Raw genomic sequence first — 20,526 nt, 5'->3', positions numbered from 1 at the left:
ATATTTAACTATAAGCGGAGAACTACAAGCCATGCGGAACCATTTGTGACTATGACACTCTCCTGTGGAAAACTGAATCTTTATTGTGGCACTTCTTTTTAAACTACAAACATGAGTGGTTAAAGCAAGTGACAGCATTAGAAATTCACCCAATGAACTTTGGATGTTTCAATCTGCCTCATCAATTTTATCGCAAACCACAGAGCAAGGATTTCCATATGCAACTGAATTATTTCCAATATCACAAATTACCACGCTACCCATACCTATAACCGTATCCCTTCCCACTGTAACCTGTTGTTTCAACACAGACGCTGCTCCTATATGAGTATTTTCACCTACTGTTACATCACCACACAGGACTGCCCCTGGCGAAATATGGGCAAACTTATCAATAAAGCAATTGTGTTCAATAATAGATCCAGTATTTATAATCGCACCAGTATTTATAGTTGCATCCGCATTTATAATAGCATTCCTTCCAATAAAGATACCTTTATTAACTATTGCATTCTCACTCACAATTGCTGAAGAATCAATAATATTTGGTGTGTTAAATCCAATTATTTCAACTAATTCAAATATTTTTCGTCTATGACTCGTATTTCCAATACTCCCCACAGAGACAAACGCATTTTTATACCCTTCCTTAAATAATCTAACAAGATCATCATCTGTACCTATAATGTCTATCGACAATATTTTATTTCCTACATTTTCTTTTTTATCTATTATTCTAATTTCGTCATAATGAGATAAATTTAAAAGAGAATCTAAAACAGACTTACAATGCCCTCCACCACCAATTAATAAAATTCTATCATTCTTCATTCTCAAGTTTTCTTCGCATTTCTTCCATTTCATCAAGTTGACCCATATCAAGCCAGTTTTTTTCACTTATTGGAAAGACACTAATCTTCTCGCCTTTTGACTTGTACTTCTCTATGATATCAGGAAATCCAATTTTTGTATTATCATCCATCTCCTCAATCACTTTAGGTTCGACAATATACATCCCAGTATTCGCTAAAAAAGAAATTTCTGGTTTCTCCTTCATTACATCAATTTCTCCATTTTCATTAATTTCAATGACGCCATAAGGGATTTTTATATTTTTCAGTGAACACACCATCGTAATTAAATTCTTATTTTCTACATGATATTTATATATTTTTTCATAATCCTCTTTTATTAGTATATCGCAGTTTGATAATACAAATGCCGATTTAAACCTGCCTTTTAATAAACTGAGACCACCACCAGTTCCCAAAGGTTCATCTTCATCAATAAAGTCAATTGTATAATGTTTATTTACCTCATTAAAGTAAGCCTTAATCATATTTTTCTTATGATTAACGATAAGATGAAATTGTTTGCCTCCTTGCTTTACAAATCTATTTATAATATGCTCTACAATTGGCATTTCTCCAATTGGTATCAAAGGCTTCGGTAATATTTTAGTATATGGATACAATCTCGTACCTAGTCCACCAGCCATAATAACTACAGGTATGTCAAGAGTTCTTTTAATTCCAAATTCTTCTTCATTCCATAATACAATAGAAACAATTTCCTTCTCACTATTAAGTATTGGTAGCCCTTCTATGAAGTGCTCTTTCATAAACTCATTGGCAGTGCTCTTTTCAGACTCCATTAAATATCTAGGTTTGTAGTTCGCAATGTCCTTGACTAAAGCATCAATGTTGCCTTTTTTTAAAATCCAGCGTCTAATATCTCCGTTAGTAATGGCCGCGATGAATTTCCCATTTCTTGTTACAAAAATAATTTTTTTAGACACCTTATCAAGTTGCTCCATCGCTTCTACCATAGTAGATTCTTCATCGATTAAAAAATCTTTGATCTCCATCTTTTCACATCCTCAATATCGGTTACGTAGTATGTTACACATTATAAATATCAGTTTTGTATCTACCCAGATTTTCTCTAAAAAACGCAATAGTTTCGTATAGACCATCGTCAAGCGAATATTCTGGTTTCCAGTCTGTTAATCGTTTTATCTTCTCATTTGATCCAAGCAGGCGATTGACTTCACTTTTTTCAGGACGAAGACGCTCTTCTTCACAAATGATCTGTGCGTTGGGGTTAATCTGACGGATCAACTCTTCAGCCAATTTCCTAATGGAGATTTCCATTTGGGTTGCTATATTTATTTCCTCACCAATAGTTTTGTTGGAATTGGCAATTGCCATAAAACCGCTGACAGTATCCTTAACATAATTGAAATCCCTCGTTGGGGATAGCGATCCTAAATGGATTTCTTCATATCCTGCCAAAAGCTGGGTAATAATGGTTGGAATCACCGCTCGAGCTGATTGCCGGGGACCATAGGTGTTAAATGGCCGTACAATTGTTACCGGTGTATTAAAACTTCGATAAAAGGATTCCGCTAGGCGATCAGCGCCTATTTTTGTAGCCGAATACGGCGATTGTCCCTGAAAAGGATGTTTCTCATCAATGGGGACATATTGAGCGGTGCCATAAACTTCAGAGGTTGAAGTCACAAGAACCCTTGTCGTATCGAGATCTCTAGCAGCCTGTAAAACGTTAAGAGTTCCTTTTATATTAGTATCTACATAAGTATCTGGGGAATGATATGAAAAAGGAATAGCGATAAGAGCGGCCAGATGATAGACTTCATGAATTTCTTTCATAGCTGTTCGGACGCCGTTAGGATCACGGATATCGCCGGTAATTATTTCGATTTCTTTTAATATTTCATCCGGTAATACCTCCAACCAACCCCATGTGTTGAATGAATTATAATAAACAAATGCTCTGACTTTATTGCCTACTCTAACACATTCTTCAACCAAATGACTGCCTATGAAACCATCAGCACCGGTTATTAGAACATTTTTCATTACGCCTCCCTACAATAATTATAAACTGTATTTTCTAAAGCTATCATAATTCTTTCATTTAAATCACGATCTGACCAGAGCAGATCCATGAAAATTTCTGTCGGTCTGATTACACCTCTAGCTTTTTTCACACTATTTGATTCCTGTTTCAAGTTCTGAATTTGATTGATTAGAATTCCTTGCTCTACACGATTGAGTGGTAAGGCAATTGTTGTATAGAATTCATTGCCTTCAATTGTTCGAATTAATCTGTCCATATGATTGTGAGTATCAATAATTTGGTTTTTATTTTGATGTTTTACCAGGTTTTCAAGTTTCTTGAGGTCATGTCGTACTTTATAAATCAAATCTTCATAAGCTGAAAGTGATATCTTTAATGTTTTGATCCTTTCTCTCATACTTTTTTTATTGTACAAATTACTTTTAACAATCCTATCAAATTCGTCACCATTTACAATTTTTTGAGTTAATTGTTCTTTTATTAAACTGCTTAGTTCACAAAAGTCAGTGCCCTCTATTTTTGCACCTTCGATTGTAGTATTAATAACATTAACATTCAATTGTGCAATAGTTCGCTCCAACATTTTCTTCATCAATAAAAATGTTTCATTTGTTTCAATCATTTTTCCATTCACACTTGTAATTGCACTGCAATTCTGGATTTTTTCTGGTATATAGGTAATACCTTCCGAAAAATGTTTATTCTTTAAATATGCTAAATTTTGACCCACGAGTATTATTTTCTCAAAGCCCAGCTTTATTAATAGCTCAAGAGTTACAACCGCAATCGACGGCGCATCTCGAACTATTTCCAATTTTGGGCAATCCTTGTTCGGCAAAAGATAATTTGCTATTGAATCCTGATTCGTAATCATATGATATTTGGGACCTGAATATTGTTCCAATACTTCATAACCAACACTGGAACCAAAAATCATGGGAATCGACTGAATTTTTAACTCATTCACCTTCTTAAAAACTATTTGATTTTTCTCGGTTGGATCGTAGGTACACATAGCATGGGGATAAATTTCGTGATGAATCAAAGCATTAATGGCCGAACCCACCGAAAAAATAAAAGCAAGGCCTTGATCTTTAATTTTTTTCAAATTTTCGATTTCAAAATCTAGTGATGGCCCTGCCGCCACGAGGATTGCTGTTTTTCCTTTGAAAACGCCATTATGATCCATTAAGATATTCGGTGAATCTAATACTTCTTTAAAATTGTTGACACTATTGACTACCCATCGTTTTTTAAAAGCATAATTCGTATTCAAATCTATTTTTTTTTGTCGAGCAATTTTTTTAAATATCGCCAAAAATTCAACATATTCTTTTCCAAATAAATTTCTGTAAACTGGTAAGACACATAATATCAGACGTTTGTCTTTATTTGAGACAGTCTTATTATATACTTCTTCGACACTACTACCCACTTGAAGCAGTGCCAGATTTTTCAGATTTAGCGCGTTAAGTTTTTTTGTATTGAGAAAATCATCTAAAACCTCGATGGACGGTTCAACTATGGTAAATAACGTATTAGGATACAATTCACAAAATAATTGAATATGGTAGCCTAATCCAAAACCATAGAATACAACATGTGTATCTTCTGAAATGGATTCTTCTTTATCTAGTTCTTCAATTATTTTTTTTGCCTCGTTGATTGGATTATATTTACTATGTAAGTAAGTGGTTTGCTCATCCTTATGATAAACTAGAGTATCATTTCCATCCTTTGCTTTATCAATTGTGAATTGCGGGATCGCTTTTTTTTCTTCCCATTTTTTAATGGATTGGTAAAGATCAGGATAGGTCTTTTTTAAATAAACAATATTATCAGCTAACATAATTAGTCCCTTCACCTGGAATTAAAAAGCGAAGCTTATTAACACTCTCCTCAAAAATTGGCACTATCTCGTATAAAAGAAGATCACCAATTAACACATGATCTTTGTTCTCCATCGCTTTTTCCAAATCCGGTAAAACTAGCATGATTTTTCTAACCAACTGAACATATTCGTTCCAGGTAGAATGATTATTCGTAATTGCATCTTGATTTATAATCTGATCAATACGATTCTGGGTTTCGATAATCCATTGTATACCTTCAAACAAATCTGCCAGACTACTCCAGGCTTCTTCTTTTGGGTTTTGATAAAAAACCTCAGCTAGAGCTTTAATCGCACTAACTGCATTGACAAAATAATCGTATGTGGATGTCAATGTCTCACACACTAACCCCTCCTGCTGATTACATATCACTTCTATTTTATTAATTTTTTTTATATTTTCTAATAAATATTCATAGTATTCTTGAAAGATAGGTACTTCATCAATTATCAGGTGAGATAATTGTAAATGATTTACCTCCATTTTTTTTTCGATCAACTTTAATAATTCTTCTATTGTATTGTCCTGATTCAAAAACTCAAAGACTTCTTCCTGTATCTTAACCTTCATTTTTTATTTACCTCTAATCTTAATTGATAGCTTCATTATATATATCGACAAAATCACTATAATATTAAGTGCTATACTCTTAGTATAGTGTCAAAGATAAAATTTGTAAAGGCCTCTAATCTATTGCCATCAAAAAAAGCAACCATGAGTAAATCAAAATTGATTTCTGGTCGCTTTGTTTTTTGCTATAAATTTATGTTAAATAAGAAAAAACCGCTTGTTAGCGGTTTTTTCTGTATAGTTAGTATGATTATTGTAATAACTGAAGAACGCTCTGTGGTTGCTGATTTGCCTGTGCAAGCATTGATTGAGCAGCCTGAGAAAGAATGTTGTTCTTAGTGAATTCCATCATTTCTTTAGCCATATCAACGTCGCGAATTCGAGATTCTGCAGAGGTTAAGTTTTCAGCAGATGTACCTAAGTTGTTGATGGTATGTTCCAGACGATTTTGAACAGCCCCTAATTTTGCTCGCTGTGATGAAACATTTGCTATTGCTTCATCAATAGTAGTAATTGCACTATTAGCCGTTGATTGTTGTGTCAAATCCAAATCATTAACACCAAGCTCTTTTGCGCTCATATTGTCAATACCTAACGTGGTCGATTGACCTGTGTTCGCACCAATTTGGAATGTCAAGACATTTGAGGCATCAACTTGGATTGTTCCTGAATCAGTAGTTGTAATTGCATCATAATCAAGTTTCACGTTAATTCCATTAACCTTTGTGCCAGCTGCATTTTTCACTGTTACTTCTTCTTTTTTTGCAGTAGCTATCGTGAATGAAAGTGTACCATCAGTAGATTCTGCCCCTGAAATATTAATGTCGCCAATTACTTTAGTCTTCGACAAATCAATCGACTCAACTAATCGACCATCAACATCTGCTAATGATGCAGTGTTTGCTGTTTTGTCAACAGTAATAGTATATGTTCCGGCTTTTAAATCAGTTGTGCCAATATTACCACCTGATAAAGCCAAATCTGTAAAACCTGAACCCGTCACTGAGGCTGTTCCTGATAATGCAGCAGCTGTTACAACTGTCGTTACTCTATATGTTCCACCAGCAACACCTGCGTCTACACTTACATTATCATTAACAACACCTGAAACACTAGTGGTGGTTTTGATTTCTTTGTCACCATTTAACAACTTCTGTGTATTAAATTCAGTATCATTTGAAATTCTATCAATCTCTTTGGTTAACTGATCAATTTCTTTTTGAATTTCACCACGATCTGCATCGGTGTTGGTATCATTTGAAGATTGTACTGCTAATTCTCTCATTCGTTGAAGAATAGAGTGTGTTTCGTTTAACGCGCCTTCAGCAGTTTGGATTAGTGAAATACCATCATTTGCGTTTGTTGAAGCTGTGTTTAAGCCAGAAATCTGACCACGCATTTTTTCTGAAATTGCCAAACCTGCGGCGTTATCGCCTGCTCGGTTGATTTTTAAACCTGAAGATAATTTTTCTAATGACTTAGAAGTAGCCGACGTGTTTGCAGATAACTTGTTATAAGTATTTAATGCTGCGATGTTATGATTGATTCTCATTGTTTTTTCCTCCGTTTTTTTATTGGCCGAAACCCTCGACCTGGGAATTTTGTTAGGCTTTCCTTCGTACGCAAGGCCTGCCAAATTATTAAAGCTTGTTCGCTCTTGTTATTAATATCGTCTTATCCTGCTTTTACTTTAGGTTTTTTTAGTATTATTTTTTATTTCTTCTACTAATTTCCCCCTATTCTAAAACCAACACAATCTGATACCAATAGCCGTATCACCAAGAGATCAAGATTAATACTCTTTTTAATCTCTTGTTATTAATATCGTCCTTCATCTTTTTTTCTTTAGCATTATTTTAACTTTTTTGCTAAATAAAAAGTTCTCTCAATCATCTGATTTAATATCAAGACAATTCAGAGAACTTGATTTTATATTCACGCTTTTTGGTTCAACTGTATGCCTGTTGACGGCACAGTATTTTGTTCGAAACCAATCGGCGGACTGTAGCTTGGATCAGCACTGGGTGGAACATAGATTGGGCCACCAACATATTTAATAATAACCTCGGCTCGTTGGGTTACAACCATCTCAAGATCTGGCGGTAAAAACTCAGTTTTTAAATTATCTGCCGCCGGCATGCCACCAGGAAGGGCACTCATCGGAATGCTTAATTGCATACTACCTGAATCTGCACTGTCTTTATTATTAACCTTGTTTGCCATGGAGTCAATGCTTCGGTTCGCCTGGGTAAACCGGATCGCTCTTGAATCTCCATCCTCCATTTGGATGTTTAGTTTTAACTTACCATCATCGCCTATTTTTGCAGTCGCTGTGTAGGTCGGATTATCCCAGTTATAGGTTGAACTAGGTACAAATGAATCGCCCACTGCAATTTTGATTGGCTCACGTTTGACGACTTGCTGCTGACTAACATTATTACTTGCATTAACAGCCTGCACCGATGAAAGTGCCAGCGTTTCTTTTTCAACAAATTCCAGTTTTATGGGTACTGTTTCGATGGTGATTAACGGTTCCATTTTTCCTCCTTACTAAAGCTATTCTGATGACTAACACATTCCAAAATGCTTTGATTTGTTTATTACATCATTTATAATATTATCTCATGTAATCAAATACAGACTGTTGAACCACACTTTGCCCCATTTGAAGTGCCGCTGAATACGCTACCTTCTGGCTTTGGAAAGCAATGTAGGTATAGGCTGCATCAACCCCTTCAACTTGAGTCTGTCGTTTTTCCAGATTAAAATTCTGCGTTTCATAACGGTTGGTCATAAACTCCAGATACTGAGTTTTTGCACCAATTTCTGTTGTCGTCTGAAAGGTTTTTTGACTATTTGACTGGTATAAACCATAGAGGCTATCTACTGTATCAAATGAATAATCGCCTTCCGGTTTTTCGAACTCTGTGGCAATTCTGCCTAGTAAATCATAAAGATTGTTTGAAACATCTTCTCCCGAAACCGTAGTCGAATTTATTCCATTTCCGACAAAATTAACTCCTGGGACAGAATAATTAAACACGCTATTTCGTTCCACTTCACCTGAGGTTTGGTCGAATGATACACCTAAGCCAATATCGACGTACAAAGAATCTTTCTTTAATGATTCTAACAATTCAATCTCTGCTGGCGTTCCTTCATTCAAATCATCCAAATTTGTGCCATTATATTGAAGTTTATCATTCACAACTACAAACGGTTTTTCGTTATTACTTCCTCCGAAAAGATACACACCCGATGTACTGGTATTAAGAGTTTCCAATAACTGACTTTGAATGGTACGAAGTTCGGTAGCAATAATCTTTCGCGTATCTTCGCTTTGGGTCCCGTTCATCCCCTGCAAAATCTTATCTGTCGCTTCAGCGAGCGAAGACTCAATCTGACCTACAGTACTTTCCGAGTTCGTTAAAAAGGCATCAGCATGTTTTATGTTATCCTGATAACCTTCTACCTTGGATAGGTTCCGCCTTATTTGATAGCCCCGAACGGCCGAGGATACATCCTCAGATGTTCTGGCATATTTTCTGCCAGTGGCCACCTGGGTATTCAGTTTGTCCAAATCTACCGATAAATTATTTAAATTATTTGAATATCTTGAGGTCATCATGCGATAGGTAATTCTCATTTCTTCACTTCCCTTCCGTTATATACGGTATATATGGTAAATCCAACCGGACGTTTATACGCCCATCTTGTTAATGACGTTATCAAGGTTTTCATCCAGCACGTTAAAATAGCGCATGGCGGCATTATAGACCTTCTGGAAAGCCGAGAGGTTAATCCCCTCTTCATTTAAAGACACCCCTGAAACCGAATCCCTGGAGTCTGAGATGGTCTGGAATACATTCGTCGCCGTTTTAGAGAAGTTGGTATACAGCTCTACATCGGTTCCCACTTCACTAACCACGCTGGTCATGTATTCGTTAAAAGTTCCTGTTAAGATGGTGCTTCCCATACTATCTTTAAAATCAATCTGATCACTCATTCGCTTAATCATTCGCAGAACATTATCCGGTTCTGTTGGCGTTGACTTATAATCAGTCGTCGCTGGCAGACCCTCAATAAATGGTTTTTTGGTCGTGTTAATGTAGGACGGGTTTTTTAACCATTCTGTTGATACCTGAATATTTCGGGCTGTTAAGTTCGCTGTTGTCGATCCGGAATCATCGGTAAAAAGGTTTAACGGTTCCGTATTTAGTTTATAACCGTTAACCAGATCCGTCGTGTCTTCTACAAAAATATCACTGTTTATTGAATTAAACTCTTCGGCAAACTTGTTTGCCATAATGTTTATTTTCTCGTTATAATAATAAATGCCTTTGGCACTATTTTCAGTCACACTTGCAAAGGTGCCCTTACCATTGATAATGCTCAAATAGCCATAAAGCTTACCATCACTAATCAGATCGTTGGCATCATCCCTTAGGTTACCTTTTGTGTCCACCACTGATAACTTAACATTGAGGGGGTCAGTTTTAGCGTCCAGACTCATCTCCCCATATTTGCCATTATCGACAATCATAATCGGTTCGCCGCCACTCGGATTTTCCATGGTAATGCGATAATGAGGGATGGAAAGATTTTCCGAAATAACATCGACTGGAACCATGCTCACTTTAATATTAGAAATCCCTGACAATTTGTCAATAAGCAAATTACGCTGATCATAGAGCTCGTTGGGGGTATTGCCATAGATTTCTTCCCGCTGAATCTGTTCATTTAACGCCGCGATATTTTTGACAAAGGTGTTAAACTCACTATCAACCGTTACTTCAAGGTTCTCGGTCTGCTCGGTTCGAATCTCGTCAAGCTGATTGGCATACATGTTCATCATTTGAGTTATTTTTTCTGCTGCCGAACGCACAACCTGAGCAATATCCGATGTGCCTGGCGTTTGTGCCAAACTATTGAGATCTAGAACAAAGCTGGAAAACTCTCCCATCAGGGCTTGCGCTGACGCTTCATCAAAGACATCTTCTAAATTGGTAAGCCCTTTGACCATGGTTTCGTAGCGACTATTTTCTGAATTCTGGTTACGGTACCGGGCATCGATATACGGATCTCTGAGTTGGGTTGTTCCGGTGGCTTTTGCGCCCAACCCAGAAGAAATTTGTGGATTGGCGTATTTTTGAACCATGCCACTATTTGTTACGGAGACAACATCCACCCGTTGTCTGGTATAGCCTTCTGTTTTAATGTTGGAAATGTTGTTCCCAACAACGTTGATACTTGCCTGACTGGCCTCCATGGCTCTGCTGGCGATATTATATGATACAAATGTTGCAGCCATTATTTTCTCCTTTTACTCTGATCCCTGTTTGCGGGCGAGGGTCTGAACCTCGGGCGATTGATAATCGCCCCTACATTATACGATTTAGGAGGATCTGACCCCCGAGCACGTATACTAAACACTCTTTTCAAAAGCACTGGGAAGTTTGACACCACCCTCTTCTTTGCCATCTTCTCCATAGGTTGTTTTTTCCTGTTTTGCTTCAAATTGCGCAATATTCTTGTTGACCATATGCAATTTTGTTTGCAGAAGAGTCTGACATTTATCTTTATAAAACTCTATTTCTTTAGCGACTTCTTTAAATTCTGTCAGCAGTTTTGCAAATCGTTCTTGCTCGTCTTTGGGAAACTGACCGATTACTTCACTAATGTTTTTACCACTAACGCCCAATTTTTCCATATAATCGGCAACATCCTGATCAAAGTTCTTAATCTGATACAAAAAGATCTGCTGGTGATTGAGGTTATCACTTAGCTCATCGATGCTGTTACTCTGAATCAGCATCAGCTCATCTTTAAGCTTGGGTATGGTATCACGATGAAGCTTAATAACCCCGAAAAGATAGTCATAAAAACTATCTAAAGTTTGTTTATATTTTATTGTTTCAGGCATAGTTAAGCCTCCTCGAGAATTTTATATTTTCTTATTTTAGAAGCGAATCGACCAACGCATCGGTTGATACGTGATAGGTTCCGTTTTTAACGGCTTCTTTTAATTCACCCAAACGACTTGATTCTTTGACGGTAACATCGTATAGGATCGCTGATTTGGCGGTAGATACGCGATTGTCTTCAAAGGACGCACTACGGCTGTTTGAAATACTGCTGCTGTCTTGTTTATTCTTGCCGATGTCTTTTTTCTGCGAATCCAGACGACGGCTCGATTCTGCTGCTGTATCCTGACCTGTTTTGGATTGAACTGCGGGATTATTGCTTGATAAAATTTTCATGACTAAACCTCCTTCTTTATTATACAATAGGCGTTTGCAAAACGCCACAGCCCGCATAATTACGGGATATTTTTAACATAAAAAAATATAACTCCTCACCAGATTGTGATAAAATTGAGTTGCTTATAAACAAAGCTATCAACCTGAAAGGAGTTATATCATGACTATTTTATCACAAAAACAGCTTTCTTTGGCTGAAGTTTATTCTGATTGTACTCATTTTTTTGAATATGACAAACATCACTTTCTTTCACTACTGGAAGAGAATCTGAATCTTCACGCGTTGATTCCGCATTCATTTTATCAGCATTACTATTCGGCTCATGGCCGATATCGAGATTTTGAACTTTGTTCGATTCTCTGGGCGCTGATCCTGCAGCGGATTTTTTCCATCCCCACGGATACACTCCTGATTACTTTTCTCAAGTTTTCCAGAGAACTCCGCGATTTCTGTGGTTTTAACCGGGTTCCCCACGCATCGCAACTAACCCGTTTCAAAAAAACATACCTGATGGACTTACAATCGCTCTTTCATCGTCTTGTTGATGTAACTGAACCGATCTGCCAGAAAATTGATGCCGAGAAAGCGATGATGACCATTTTTGATACCTCAGGAATTGAAGCCTACGTCACTGAAAACAATCCAAAATTTGCCAATAAAATCATTAAGCAGCTCAAGGCATTTAAAAAATCTCACCAGCTTGATGACGCCTATGATCCCTATAAGGCTGCTTACGGTTCAATGCCCACGCACGCAAAATCCAACCCGGAAATCAAACAGCTCTACATTAATGGACATTTCTGTTACGTCTACAAATTCGGCATCATCACCAATGGACTTGGCATTGTCCGGGATATCACTTTCTATGATGCGAATTTTCTGGCTGATCATCCGGAGATTTCTGTCGAGAAAAAATCAGATTCTCCCGATGAGGACAAATCGCTTCATGATACTAAAGCCCTGATTCCGGTTCTTACAGACTTCTTTAAAAAGCACCCGCTGATTGTCCCCAAACTTTTCATTGGTGATGCTGCGTTTGACAGTTCAGCGATTTATCAGTCCCTCCTTGGGGAGCTGAAATTTGAAAAAGCTTTCATTCCATTGAATCAGCGTGGTAAACTTTCCTATCCGGATTGTCCGGTTAATGCAGATGGGATTCCCTGTTGTCCAAACGATCCTTCTCTTCCCATGAAATCCGAAGGGCGGGCCAAACGAAAGAACGGCCTGATTCGGTTTAAATTCACCTGTCCCAAAACAAAATGGATCAAACAGGAAGCCGGGAAAGCCAAACGTCAGTGTTTCTGTGAAAATCCTTGCACTTCGTCTTCCTGTGGTCGGATGTTTTACGTCTACCCTGAAAAAAATCTCCGGGCCTACCCCGGAACCCTTCGTGGGACACTCGAATGGGCTCGAATCTATAAGATCCGGGGCGTCGTTGAACAATCCATTAATCACTTCAAAGACAGTTTCTGTCTTGCCAACCGTAAAACTCAAAATGCCAAGACACTTCACGCCGATTTGCTATTGGCCGGAATTACCCAGCTGATTACTGCAATTCTTTCCGATACGATTCATCAGCATCAGTACTTACGCAGTCTTAAACCACTCGTTGCCTAGTTGGACTTTTTATCTTCTTTGCCCAGCTTTTGTTTTTGCGCTTTTTTTCTCATCTTCTGCAACATTTTCTTCGCTTTGTTGTTCGTTTCCCTTCTGACTTCATGAAGTCTGTCTGTTTCTTACCGCCGAATTCTCTGTGCTCTAAATCTTTTTCATTTCGCAATTACCTATATTATACAATACGTTTATTTATTTTTGCTGATTAATCTTTATTTTATCTCTTGTTATACATATCGTCATTATAAAAGAATACTTTAGAAAAAGATAGAAAATAATTGGGGGGAAGGGGGGAAGATATACAAATAATCCAAGCATCATCTGTAGTGATGTCTGGATTATTGGGGGACTGGCGATTTTCCAAGCGATTGATAATGACCTAGGGGTCAGACCCTTGCCCCTACGGGTTAATTCGTTAGGTTCCTGTAAATTATTTTGTTGCGTTTCGCATGCGGGCGATTGATAATCGCCCCTACGGGTTAATGCATTACGTTAGTGTTTTTATTGCGTTGGTTTATTTTTGTTCGTAGGGGCGGGTAGTACCCGCCCGTGTCTGGTGATATAACTATTTTGATAAGAACCGGATGATTTCGTCGGCGATGCGTTCCAGAGACAATTGTTTATCCACGGCGCCGATATTGTAGGCAACCATCGGCATGCCATAAACAATCGAGGATTTTTCATCCTGGCCAATGGTGTAGGCACCCTTTTTATGCATCTTAAGCAGACCGTTAGCACCATCCCGGCCCATGCCGGTAAGAATGACGCCAAGCGACTGTTTTCCAGCCACATCAGCCACAGAATCGAAAAGAACGTCAACCGATGGGCAATGGCCGCTAACCTTTTCTTCCTGGGTACACTTAACACTATAACCGGGTCCTCTTTTAGCCAGCCGCATCTGGTAGCTGCCGGGGGCAATTAAAACCCGACCTGGTCTTAAATCATCTCCGTCCGCTGCTTCTTTAACTTCCAGCTCGCAGGTATTATTTAACCGTTCGGCATAGAGCTTGGTAAACACCGGCGGCATATGCTGAACAATAATAATCGGGGGCATATCCCTGGGCAATCCGGAGATAACAGTATGAATCGCGTCGGTTCCGCCGGTTGAGGCGCCGATAGCTATGATCTTGCTTTGGGTGTCAATCCCCTGATTGGCAATGGGATGGCTGGGGGTATAATCACTTTTACGGTTGCCAACCTTAGCCGTGGAGGCAATTTTAATTTTAATGATTAACTCATTGACAAACGAAGCCATGCCACCCGGCCTTGAAACATTGGGCTTGGTAACAAATTCTACGGCACCGGCATCAAGGGCGTCCAGGACATTCTTAGAAACCGAACTGACCACAATAACCGGCAAAGGGTATTGGGGCATCAGTTTTTTTAAAAATTCGATGCCATTCATCTTCGGCATTTCAACATCCAGGGTCAATACGTCAGGCTTTAATTTGATAATCAAATCTCTGGCCATATAGGGGTCAGTTGCTGTTCCGACGACTTCAATGTCGGGATCTTTCGATATTTCCCTTGATAGAGACTCACGAAAGACCAGGGAATCGTCTACGATCAGCACCTTAATTCTCTGCTTAAGTCTCATCACGGCTCCCCTTACTATTTTTCTTCAAGTAATTCTTCAATCACTTCTATTTCTTCATTTTTTAACAACCGTTCGCAGTCCAAAAGCAATTGAACCTTACCGCCGGCCTTACCAATCCCTTTCATAAAACGATTTTCAAAACCAGTTTTGTTTGATGGTGGTGGTGCAATTTCTTCATCGTCGATGGTTAAGACTTCCTCTACGTTGTCGACAATCAGTCCCACAGAGACTGCTTCAATGTCAATGACCACAATACAGGTTCGGTCGTTATAATCCACGGGTTCTTTACCAAACTGTAGTCTTACGTCAAGAACCGGAATAATCTTTCCACGCAGATTGATGATCCCCTTGATATAGGTTGGCACTTCCGGGACTTTTGTAATCGACTGCATCCCAATGATTTCAGTAACATATTTTATTTCAATGCCAAATACTTCTTCCTCTAATGAAAAGGTTAGAAATCTACCGTGCTGGGTATCTTCTTCCAGATTGTAATTATCTACAACATTCTCTGCCATTATAAATCTCCTCTTTAAATATTTTTTTAAAGTTTTCGTTGTTACCATTATACTTGAAACGTTTAAAAAGGTACACCCTAATTTATTCATCTCATTAGTAAAATTCTTGTTCTTTTTCTACCCGAATAAACGACTTTTAAACCTTAATTCAATTTAATAAAAAAGCTGGGCATGAAATGCTCAGCAACGGACACGGTTTAAAGATCAGAACTCTTCAATTTTCCGATTGAGTGACTGGATTTTCATGATGCCGGTTGCCAGATCAAAATATTGGGTTCGTCCAAAATTCAATCCGGTATCTTCTGCCAGAATGGGAATCCGCAGCTGGTTTAACACCTGCTTGACGCAGATTATATTGCGTTCACCGATGGCACCCAGCTTACTGCCCGGCTGAACCGCAAACATCTGGGCGCCGCCAGCAATTTTTGCTACAATGCGGTTATTGCCGCATCCGGCTCGCTTCATTTCATCAACCAGATCAACAATAGCGGTATCCGCAAATTTTTTGCGATTTATATCTTTATTTGAAAAATTAGTGCTGTCCGGCAGCATAATATGCGACAATCCCCCAACTTTTGAAACCTTGTCGTATAAGCATACTCCCACACAGGAACCCAAAGCGTAGGTGACGAGTACCTCCGGGCCCTTCGCTAATTTATAATCTGATATTCCAATTACAATCGACTTGCTCATATTTCGAGTCCAAGTTTTTGCATAATCGTTTTTAAGGTATTGATTTCGGCAAACATGATCATATTACTTTTTAAATCGTTGGTTTCACCCAGGAAATTTTCTTCAATAAACATTAGTTTGTCACCAATTGCCCCAAACTCAATAATTGGCACACTCATCAGAGCACCAACCATATCGATGGCGACATAAGGAACGGAGACTTCAATGGTTAGTCCGGTTAATGCTGAAATAGCATTGACATAGGATGATGCCAGAATATTACCGATTTCTTTGATCCCTGAAATCTTCATTTCACTCAGTTCTTCATCACTTTCATCTTCACCAACCAGAATATCCATGATGCTTTTAGCGTCTTCCACGTTCAGTAAAAACATGATCATACCATGGGCATCACCGCTAAAATTGACCAACACCGCCACGGTCATGGTTTCTGCCCCACCCAAGTTTTCAACAGCTTCATCAAAGCCGGTGATGCGTACACTGGGAACACTCATATCTACTTTTTCATCTAAGATGGTGGCTAAGGCGGTCGCTGCATTCCCAGCTCCGATATTCCCAATTTCCCGGAGCATATCAATTTGCATTTCATTTAGTTCATCGTAGTTCTCGAACAAATTTTTACCTCTTTCTAACTAATCTAGTTTCTTATCATCACATCATCCCGTTGACAATATCATCCTGATCCCAATAAATTTTGCAATGTTCCAAACTGTCAAATTCAAATGAAAAGAGCATATCACCAAAGTAGATTCGAGTTCCCTGATACAGTTTTCGTTTTACTGAAACGGAACCAAAATAATTGACAATCCCCTGATTCTTTACATAGCCGATGGCGTTCTCAATTTCTTCGAGTTCTTTTTTAAGTAGCATAAACTGTCTGTCAATTTGTTTTTTCAGGGTTTTGACTTGCTCCATTCCAGAACTTTTATGATTGCGGTTTAAAATACTGTTCTTTTCCTGCGTTAATAGTAATCCATTGATCTGCGCTTCTTTTGCTTTATTTTCTTCAAGTTGCAGTTTTGCTTCTTCTTTTTTTAGTTCTAATCGGTCGAGTTCAGCCTGATCAACGGCTTTTTCTCCCAGGATACGAATCACCGTGGGATATTCCCGTTCGTTTCCAATATCTCTGGCCACAAGCTCTCCCCGCAGCTTTATTTCTCCACCAACAATCAATTCCTTAGAGCCGGACAGGTGAATGTTACCATAGCAGGTTATTTTTCCGTCGATAATATAGTCCACGGTGATATCACCTTTTACATTTAAACTGGCATTTTCAATGTAATTACAACGAAGGTCTTTTCCAGCAATCACTTCGCCAGCCGTTCCACCATAAATCCCTTTGGCGATTACCAGATTTCCGGCTGATTCGATGACCGCATCTTCTACCACGCCTTTTATAATCAGGTTTCCCCCGGCTTTAACGCTAAACCCGCTGCTGACATCGCCATCAATGGTAACGTCACCAGGAAAATTGATATTTCCAGTTGAAAAATCGATATTGCTGCGGATATGCATCATTTCATCAATATTGATTGTGCTAACAAATTTTATAATGCCATCACAGTCGGCCATCAGCTTTGATTCATCTTCATTCAAACTGGTGTTCTTTCCGGCTGGCACCTGCGGCTTTCGGCCTTTGTAGGCAGGAATTGGCTGTCCATAAAGGTCTTTCCCCTCTATTCCCGCTGTTTCTTTTTCGATCTCGCAAAGAACCTGACCTTTTTGGGCCATCTGGAAATAGTCAAGATTTTTATAATCAACCGTTTCGTCTTCACTGTATTCCGGTTTATAATCGGCATCTTTTTTTACGAACAGCTTAACGACGCCATCTTTGCCATCAACAGGAGCTGTCGCTTCTGCTACTTTAATGCGGATATTAAAAATTGGCCGTTGGGCCAGTTTTTGAACCGCACTGTCGATGATGCCATGCTCAATTTGTTTTTCCGCCAAGGCCGCAAGTAACGCTTCTTTTGTAAAAACGGTGTTGCCTTCTTCCTGCTTTTCCAGCTTGATGAAGCCTTGTCTTTTATCGTCACTGATACTGACCTCAATCAAGTTTACATTTTCTGTTTTTGCATTCTCCTCACTCATAATCCATCCCCTTTTCCATAAACATTTTCTTAACTCACGTGTCCACTCTAAACAATGTCTATCTTAACTGGTTGACTGTCTTTTCCATTTCGTCGGTAGATTGAACAATTCTGGAATTAAACGAAAAAGCCCGGTTTGATTCCAGCATTTTAACCATTTCTGTGGCCGAATCGGTAGCTGATGATTCCAGATAGCCGGTTCTTATGATACTTTGCGCATCCGCCTCAGGCTGACCCGATAAATCCGATACTGCGAATTGATTGTTTCCCAATAAGGTCAGACCATAGGGATTATCAAAAGCAAAAACCCCCAGGGTCGTGGCTTCAAAGCCATCGGTAATATTGATGGTGTTTCCGTCCTGTCCCAGGACGTAGTTTCCTCTGGCATCAACTAAAAAATTTTGTTCACCTTCAACACTGATGTGAAATACCCCATCTCTGGTGTATGTTGTGGTATTGGTTTCTCTGTTTTGTATAGCAAAAAATCCCGGCCCTTCAATGGCACAATCCAGGGTTCGTCCGGTTGGTTTAAGAAACCCCTGGGTAAAATCGATACCGATCTTTTGAACCTTAACACCATGACCGGTGCTGATTTCAACGCCGCCACCACCATCAATATTTTCGTATAATAATGCCGAAAATGCCGTATTCTGAGGTTTAAATCCAACGGTATTAATATTAGCGACATTGTTAGCAATGGTATTAAGATTATTTTGTTGCGCGATCATCCCAAGTTTTGAAGCGTAAAATCCTCTTATCATAATCGTACTCCTTCTTTTTTAATTATCCGACTCTACCGATGGTATTCGACGCAATTTCACTGATTTTATCAAAGATCTTAAGCATCTGGGTACATGAGGTAAAATTGTTTTGCCTGGCAATCATGTCACTCATTTGATCGGTCATATTAACGTTGGATTTTTCAAGAATTCCCTGCAGTAGACTGAAACTTCCTGCTTGCGCTGGCTGAAAGCCGTTTTCGGCTTGAAAGTAACCCTCACCAACCTGGGTGAGTTCATCCCCATTTGCGACTGTTGAAATATTCAGAACGGCTACCTGAGCGCCATTTTGAATGATAGTACCGTTGGGATTGACGGTAAATTCGCTACCCGTCAGTTGAATCGGTTGCCCACCATTGTTGAGCACCTGGCCCACCCCCGGCAAGGTTAAAAAGCCTTGCGCATCCAGTTCAAACTGGCCATTACGGGTGAGCACCTGGCCAAAATTAGCGTTTTGAATCACATAGAAGCCCTGTCCCTGAATGGCCATATCCACGGTGCGATTGGTTGTTTCAAAAATACCCTGGGTAAAATCGGTGAATTGCCCATCATTAACCGTAATGTAAGCGCCCGCTCCAATTTCGGCCTCAGCGATTCTTGGGTTTGTACTCATTCGTGAAATCATATATTCGGCAAAGGTTGACTGGACTGTGGATTGACTTTTATAGCCTGCCGTGGTGACATTTGCCACATTGTTAGCCAATACATTGATTGCTTTTTGTCCGGAGAACATGCCAGCTGCTGCTGCGTATGATCCTCTATCCATGGTAACACCTCCTGTTAATAGTTTTTTAAGCGATTTCTCATTTTAATCATGGCCTGGGAATGGATCTGCGACACCCTTGACTCGGTCACCCCCAGCACCTCAGCAATTTCTTTTAATTTTAGGTTTTCATAGTAGTAAAGCGATACCACCAGCCGCTCTTTTTCTTTTAACTGATCGACCGCTTCCCCCAGCTTTTCTTTTAGTTCATTATAGAGCATTCGTGATTCTGGTGAATCGTCGGATTTCTCTTCCGTTATCAGCGGGGATACCTCCATCATTTTTTCATTAATCGCCTCTTCATAGGAAAGGACAATGGCGTTGTGCCGCTGCTGTAAGATCTTTTGCAGGTTTGCCTCGGAGATTCCCATTTTTGCGGCAATTTCTGCTTCTGAAGGCTCTCTTTCCAGTGAAGCATATAATTCACCGTAGGTTTCTTCTAGCACCTTGGAAAGACTCCGTTGGCTCCGCGGCACCCAGTCCTGTTTTCGCATAAAATCGACAACTGAACCTCTTATCTTTAGCGTCGCAAAGGTTTCAAATTTATTGCCCAAATCCGGATTGAACTTCTCTACCGCGTCAATTAACACAATCATCCCCTGATTGACCATATCGTCCAGTTGTCCAAAATTATTGTAACTTCCCTTAAACCGTAACACAATTTTCTTGACCAGACCAGTATATTGCAGCACAATTTCATTACGAACCTCGGTTGTCCGCTGTTCTTTATATAATTGCCAGAGCGCCATGATCTTTTCTTCTGTCTTCTTTTCCTCCAGCGTTTTTTCTCTTGGTTGTTTGTCTGGCTTCGTTTCTAAGCTCTTATCTTCGTTATTTTTTTCTGCAACATTCATTTTGACACTCCT

19 protein-coding genes and 1 pseudogene are annotated in these 20,526 nt (G+C 39.1%); 1 reads left to right on the top strand and 19 read right to left on the bottom strand.

Annotated elements, in window-relative coordinates:
- Window positions 1-168: 168 nt before the first annotated feature.
- The 11 genes from ACIZ62_RS05300 to ACIZ62_RS05250 all read right to left on the bottom strand — a co-directional run bounded on the left by ACIZ62_RS05300 (window position 169) and on the right by ACIZ62_RS05250 (window position 11,605).
- On the bottom strand, window positions 169-831 hold the full coding sequence (locus ACIZ62_RS05300) for an acetyltransferase (RefSeq protein ID WP_414151378.1): 663 nt from the start codon (window positions 829-831) through the stop codon (window positions 169-171).
- A complete protein-coding gene (locus tag ACIZ62_RS05295; RefSeq protein WP_414151377.1) occupies window positions 821-1,867 on the bottom strand; it encodes a sugar phosphate nucleotidyltransferase in 1,047 nt (348 codons plus the stop codon). The genes ACIZ62_RS05300 and ACIZ62_RS05295 overlap by 11 nt, the downstream gene beginning before the upstream one ends.
- A gap of 34 nt (window positions 1,868-1,901) precedes the next feature.
- Entirely contained in the window at window positions 1,902-2,882 is a 981-nt protein-coding gene (locus ACIZ62_RS05290) for an NAD-dependent 4,6-dehydratase LegB (protein WP_414151376.1), read from the bottom strand.
- Window positions 2,882-4,732: a 6-hydroxymethylpterin diphosphokinase MptE-like protein gene (locus ACIZ62_RS05285; RefSeq protein WP_414151375.1), complete on the bottom strand. Its 1,851-nt coding sequence runs from the start codon at window positions 4,730-4,732 to the stop codon at window positions 2,882-2,884. Before ACIZ62_RS05285 ends, ACIZ62_RS05290 begins: the two co-directional genes overlap by 1 nt.
- The gene (locus tag ACIZ62_RS05280) at window positions 4,722-5,345 is read right to left on the bottom strand and encodes a hypothetical protein (RefSeq protein ID WP_414151374.1); all 624 of its coding nucleotides are present in this window, start codon (window positions 5,343-5,345) and stop codon (window positions 4,722-4,724) included. The genes ACIZ62_RS05285 and ACIZ62_RS05280 overlap by 11 nt, the downstream gene beginning before the upstream one ends.
- 250 nt (window positions 5,346-5,595) lie before the next feature.
- Window positions 5,596-6,897 carry a flagellin gene (locus tag ACIZ62_RS05275; protein ID WP_414151373.1) on the bottom strand — a complete coding sequence of 434 codons (1,302 nt, stop codon included), beginning with the start codon at window positions 6,895-6,897 and terminating at the stop codon, window positions 5,596-5,598.
- Between the two features lie 383 nt (window positions 6,898-7,280).
- Window positions 7,281-7,883, bottom strand: a complete 603-nt coding sequence (locus tag ACIZ62_RS05270; protein WP_414151372.1) for a hypothetical protein — start codon at window positions 7,881-7,883, stop codon at window positions 7,281-7,283.
- A gap of 79 nt (window positions 7,884-7,962) precedes the next feature.
- Window positions 7,963-8,991, bottom strand: coding sequence for a hypothetical protein (locus tag ACIZ62_RS05265; RefSeq protein ID WP_414151371.1), 1,029 nt, complete (start codon window positions 8,989-8,991; stop codon window positions 7,963-7,965).
- Between the two features lie 54 nt (window positions 8,992-9,045).
- Window positions 9,046-10,656, bottom strand: coding sequence for a flagellar hook-associated protein FlgK (flgK, locus tag ACIZ62_RS05260; protein WP_414151370.1), 1,611 nt, complete (start codon window positions 10,654-10,656; stop codon window positions 9,046-9,048).
- 114 nt (window positions 10,657-10,770) lie between these two features.
- Window positions 10,771-11,268 (bottom strand): flagellar export chaperone FlgN, encoded by a 498-nt coding sequence (gene flgN / locus ACIZ62_RS05255; RefSeq protein ID WP_414151369.1) that lies wholly within the window; start codon window positions 11,266-11,268, stop codon window positions 10,771-10,773.
- Between the two features lie 31 nt (window positions 11,269-11,299).
- Window positions 11,300-11,605 carry a hypothetical protein gene (locus ACIZ62_RS05250; RefSeq protein WP_414151368.1) on the bottom strand — a complete coding sequence of 102 codons (306 nt, stop codon included), beginning with the start codon at window positions 11,603-11,605 and terminating at the stop codon, window positions 11,300-11,302.
- Window positions 11,606-11,771: 166 nt separating this feature from the next.
- Between ACIZ62_RS05250 and ACIZ62_RS05245 the strand changes: the two are divergent.
- Window positions 11,772-13,152: pseudogene (locus ACIZ62_RS05245) on the top strand (transposase).
- A gap of 633 nt (window positions 13,153-13,785) precedes the next feature.
- On the opposite strand, the gene ACIZ62_RS05240 reads toward ACIZ62_RS05245, so the two are convergent.
- From ACIZ62_RS05240 to ACIZ62_RS05205, 8 genes are all read right to left on the bottom strand, one after another.
- The gene (locus tag ACIZ62_RS05240) at window positions 13,786-14,817 is read right to left on the bottom strand and encodes a protein-glutamate methylesterase/protein-glutamine glutaminase (RefSeq protein WP_414151367.1); all 1,032 of its coding nucleotides are present in this window, start codon (window positions 14,815-14,817) and stop codon (window positions 13,786-13,788) included.
- A gap of 14 nt (window positions 14,818-14,831) precedes the next feature.
- On the bottom strand, window positions 14,832-15,335 hold the full coding sequence (locus tag ACIZ62_RS05235) for a chemotaxis protein CheW (RefSeq protein ID WP_111887642.1): 504 nt from the start codon (window positions 15,333-15,335) through the stop codon (window positions 14,832-14,834).
- 204 nt (window positions 15,336-15,539) lie between these two features.
- Complete coding sequence (locus tag ACIZ62_RS05230; RefSeq protein ID WP_111887643.1) at window positions 15,540-16,028, bottom strand: chemotaxis protein CheD; 489 nt, start codon at window positions 16,026-16,028, stop codon at window positions 15,540-15,542.
- Window positions 16,025-16,642: a chemotaxis protein CheC gene (locus tag ACIZ62_RS05225; RefSeq protein WP_111887644.1), complete on the bottom strand. Its 618-nt coding sequence runs from the start codon at window positions 16,640-16,642 to the stop codon at window positions 16,025-16,027. Before ACIZ62_RS05225 ends, ACIZ62_RS05230 begins: the two co-directional genes overlap by 4 nt.
- A 37-nt stretch (window positions 16,643-16,679) precedes the next feature.
- The gene (locus tag ACIZ62_RS05220; RefSeq protein ID WP_414151366.1) at window positions 16,680-18,119 is read right to left on the bottom strand and encodes a DUF342 domain-containing protein; all 1,440 of its coding nucleotides are present in this window, start codon (window positions 18,117-18,119) and stop codon (window positions 16,680-16,682) included.
- 58 nt (window positions 18,120-18,177) lie between these two features.
- Window positions 18,178-18,879 carry a flagellar hook-basal body protein gene (locus ACIZ62_RS05215; protein WP_414151365.1) on the bottom strand — a complete coding sequence of 234 codons (702 nt, stop codon included), beginning with the start codon at window positions 18,877-18,879 and terminating at the stop codon, window positions 18,178-18,180.
- A 22-nt stretch (window positions 18,880-18,901) separates the two neighbouring features.
- Window positions 18,902-19,663, bottom strand: coding sequence for a flagellar hook-basal body protein (locus tag ACIZ62_RS05210; protein ID WP_111887647.1), 762 nt, complete (start codon window positions 19,661-19,663; stop codon window positions 18,902-18,904).
- A gap of 14 nt (window positions 19,664-19,677) precedes the next feature.
- On the bottom strand, window positions 19,678-20,514 hold the full coding sequence (locus ACIZ62_RS05205; RefSeq protein WP_414151364.1) for a sigma-70 family RNA polymerase sigma factor: 837 nt from the start codon (window positions 20,512-20,514) through the stop codon (window positions 19,678-19,680).
- Window positions 20,515-20,526 lie beyond the last annotated feature (12 nt).

The organism is Acetobacterium carbinolicum (genome assembly GCF_047456275.1).
Classification (GTDB): domain Bacteria; phylum Bacillota; class Clostridia; order Eubacteriales; family Eubacteriaceae; genus Acetobacterium; species Acetobacterium carbinolicum.
This window is presented reverse-complemented; position numbering and strand designations above follow the sequence as displayed.